Annotated in this window: 6 protein-coding genes; all 6 read right to left on the bottom strand. The window is 68.6% G+C overall.

Annotated features, from left to right (window positions below; all coding sequences use genetic code 11):
• Positions 1-162: 162 nt before the first annotated feature.
• A complete protein-coding gene (locus tag AB0J58_RS43595) occupies positions 163-447 on the bottom strand; it encodes a hypothetical protein (RefSeq protein WP_357797343.1) in 285 nt (94 codons plus the stop codon).
• Entirely contained in the window at positions 440-1,024 is a 585-nt protein-coding gene (locus AB0J58_RS43590; protein ID WP_357797345.1) for a hypothetical protein, read from the bottom strand. The genes AB0J58_RS43595 and AB0J58_RS43590 overlap by 8 nt, the downstream gene beginning before the upstream one ends.
• A gap of 93 nt (positions 1,025-1,117) precedes the next feature.
• Positions 1,118-1,621, bottom strand: coding sequence for an HTH domain-containing protein (locus AB0J58_RS43585; protein WP_357797347.1), 504 nt, complete (start codon positions 1,619-1,621; stop codon positions 1,118-1,120).
• Between the two features lie 19 nt (positions 1,622-1,640).
• Positions 1,641-1,811 carry a hypothetical protein gene (locus tag AB0J58_RS43580; protein ID WP_357797350.1) on the bottom strand — a complete coding sequence of 57 codons (171 nt, stop codon included), beginning with the start codon at positions 1,809-1,811 and terminating at the stop codon, positions 1,641-1,643.
• On the bottom strand, positions 1,799-2,125 hold the full coding sequence (locus AB0J58_RS43575) for a hypothetical protein (RefSeq protein WP_357797353.1): 327 nt from the start codon (positions 2,123-2,125) through the stop codon (positions 1,799-1,801). Before AB0J58_RS43575 ends, AB0J58_RS43580 begins: the two co-directional genes overlap by 13 nt.
• A partial coding sequence (locus AB0J58_RS43570) for a hypothetical protein (RefSeq protein ID WP_364227403.1) occupies positions 2,122-2,817 on the bottom strand: 696 nt, incomplete at its 5' end. The genes AB0J58_RS43575 and AB0J58_RS43570, both read right to left, overlap by 4 nt.

Raw genomic sequence — 2,817 nt, 5'->3', positions numbered from 1 at the left:
AGGTGAGATGCCAGAAGACACCGCACTGGTAGGCGCGCATGCACGCATCAGGGTGCAACGCCCGGCCGGCTCGTTTCGCGGCGCTACGGGTCTCGTAGGACTTCTTGCCGCACGTGCCGCACGTGCCGATCTGCAGGGTGAGAGAGGAGATGTTCCAGCTGGTCACGGCTTACCTCCGTGAGGGCATCCGGGAGCGTCCGCTTCCGTCCGGGATGGTCCGGCGGGCAGCCCGGCGAGCATCGACACCACCCGGGCGGAGGCTTCGAACGCCGCAGCGACAGCGTTGGTGGCCTCGTCATGCACCGCAGGCCGCATCGCCAGCAGCGTTCTCGCCGCATCCTCAGCGAACCGGCGCCGGGTGTGGGCCTCATGAGCGGCGTACGCCTTAGCAACCAGCTCAGCGACGCACACAGCGTCCTCGGGGAGAGCCAGGACGGTCTCAGGCATCCGCGGCCTCCTTGCGGTCCTGCTCACGCTTGGCCGCATCCAAGATCCGGTGCAGCGCCCGTTCTACGCTCGCCATCGAGATGTCCTCGCCAACCTCCATGGCCCTGCCGACCGCCAGCATGAGATTGCTGATCCCGCCCACGTACACGTCCACCAGCCGCCTGGCGCGGGCCTCAGACCGCCCTGCGACCCATGCGGCTTGGCTGACCTCCGCACAACGCGGGCACACGTCCCGGTGGCGGGCGCACGCCATCTCCGTCTCCGACCACGAAGCACGAATGCACTCTCTATCGGCGCGCAGGTACTCCTCGTGAGTGGCGATCTTGGCGCGGACCATGGACAGGGCTGCGCGTAACCCACAGGCGTGCTGGTACGCCTGCCAGTAAGGGGAACCGGAGCGGGGTATGCCGTCGGGGTCGAGCCGGTACTCACCGTCGATGTAGTCGGGCATCTCGTCATCGACCGCCGCGGCAAGCTGCGCGACGAGCCCGGCGAACAGCAGCTCGCGCATGCCCTTCGGGTCAGCGGGCTCGCGGGTTGCCGCGGCGTCGGCGAGGTCAAACAGGGCGTCAGGCATCCGCGGTCTCCTCAGCGGGGCTCTCAGGGCATGTGCGGGCATGCTGGGCGGCGTTTCCCTCCCACTCGGCGAGGGAGCAGCAGTAGGGGCCGCTCACGCGGCACGCTCCAGGTCCTCGCCTGTGATGGCCTCAGCCGCTACCTCCGCCTGCTTTCGGGCGAGCCGGTACCGGCGGACTGGGCGGCGATCGCAGTCAGGGTCACGCACCCCGACGACCAGCTCCACCAGATGCTCCGCGATTAGCTGGTCGAGTGCCCGCTCAACGGTGTGCGCCGGATACCCGCGAAACCCTCTGGGGGCGGGGTCTACGATGCGGGCAAGCTCCCACGACGACAACTCCATCTGGGGAAACCGGCGCAGGTGATCCAGCAGCAGCGGCCGAAGTTCAGTAGAACGGGGAGCCTTCTCCTCCGGCGTCTTCTTGGCCCGCGGTTCAGTGCGGACACCCCGCTGGAGGGTGATGCCGTCTTCCTGCCGGACCTGTCTGGCGTACTGCTGCACCGCGCGGCGGGAAACGCCCATCCGCATGGCGATGCCCTGCTGGGTCAGGTCTTTTCGCTGGCGCAGTTGCCGGTAGACGCGGAGTCTTTCCTCCATGCTGGGGCCACCTCGCGGCCTACCCATGGTCTTCCTCCTTCGAGGGTGTGCAGGTGATGGTGGGCTCCACGAGGTCGTCGTCGAACACGTCGTGCAGGTCAGGGAGCTCACCCACGCTGCGGAGGACCATCCCGGTGGCGACAAGAGCAGCAGCGGCCAAGCCGACGAACGCGAGCATCAGAGTTCCCATGGCTTCTCCTCCGCGCTGTAGGCGTCAGTCAGAAGGAGCCGGTGCCGCTGCTCCAAGCCGAGGGCGGCGGCCCCATCGGAGGCGAGTTGCTCACGGCGGCGGGCCGCGGCGAGGATCTCCCGGGCTTGCCTCTGGCGGTGCTGCTGGACGAGATGCCCGGCGCCGGCCGCAGCCGCGAGCGCGAGGCTCGCGGCTGCGACGTACAGGAACGGCGAGAAGCCCAAACCGGAGGGTTGCATCAGGAGCGGCGCCAGCACGCCGGCGGCTGCTGTGATCCCGGCGACCAAACCGACCACGAAGGGGCGGAGCTTCACTCCCCCTCCCTTGTGGTGGCGGGGAAGACGGGTGTGGTGGCGGGATAGACGTCCAGGTACCGGTGCAGGAGGTAGACCACTTCCTCGTGCTCGACCTCGCCCAGAGCCCTGCTCATGACGGCCTTGGCGGTGTCCAGCTCGACTCTGAGCTTGTCCCGCTCGGTCTCGGCCTTGTCTGCTCGTGCTCGGGCGAGGGCGTAGTCGGTGAGGGCGCAGTGCTCGCCTCGGCGGGACTCGGCCAGTTCGGCGGTGAGGCGCTCTACCTCGGCGCGCAGCTCTTCGGCTTCGGTCAGCGGCTCCGGGCCGGCACCGAGCGGCTCAGGGCCTCCGTGCGGCCTCGGCTCCGTCAAGGGAGTGCCGGTCACCATGTGCAGGCGGAAGGCGTCGAGCGCCTCGTCCAAGGACCGCCACCAGTAGCTCTCCTTGCCGTGCTCGTCGCGCTCCCGCTTCAGGAACCGCTCGACGTCCCCGGCTGTCAGGCGAACGTCTCGTTCCAGTTCTGCCGCCATGCACGCCGATGTGATCCGGTCGACCTCGGCGGCGGGCGTCACGATCTCCAGCGCGTTGGCCCACGGGTCGTTCGCAGAGGAGTGCTCCCCGATCACCTCAACCGGTGCGACGGAGTAGGCGAACCGGTCGAGCAGGTCGTGGTAGTCGTCCCGCTCCTTCAGGACCTGATCAGAGTCGCGTTC

Origin of the sequence: Streptosporangium sp. NPDC049644, from assembly GCF_040675205.1 — a bacterium.
GTDB classification, from domain to species: Bacteria; Actinomycetota; Actinomycetes; order Streptosporangiales; family Streptosporangiaceae; genus Streptosporangium; species Streptosporangium fukuiense.
The sequence above is the reverse complement of the archived record's forward strand: the minus strand, read 5'-3'. Positions and strand labels throughout refer to the sequence as shown.

Excerpts from the sequence above, each read along its gene's own strand:
- AB0J58_RS43595 (WP_357797343.1), bottom strand. The coding sequence starts at position 447 with ATGCCTGAGACCGTCCTGGCTCTCCCCGAGGACGCTGTGTGCGTCGCT.
- AB0J58_RS43590 (WP_357797345.1), bottom strand. The coding sequence starts at position 1,024 with ATGCCTGACGCCCTGTTTGACCTCGCCGACGCCGCGGCAACCCGCGAG.
- AB0J58_RS43585 (WP_357797347.1), bottom strand. The coding sequence starts at position 1,621 with ATGGAGGAAAGACTCCGCGTCTACCGGCAACTGCGCCAGCGAAAAGAC.
- AB0J58_RS43580 (WP_357797350.1), bottom strand. The coding sequence starts at position 1,811 with ATGGGAACTCTGATGCTCGCGTTCGTCGGCTTGGCCGCTGCTGCTCTT.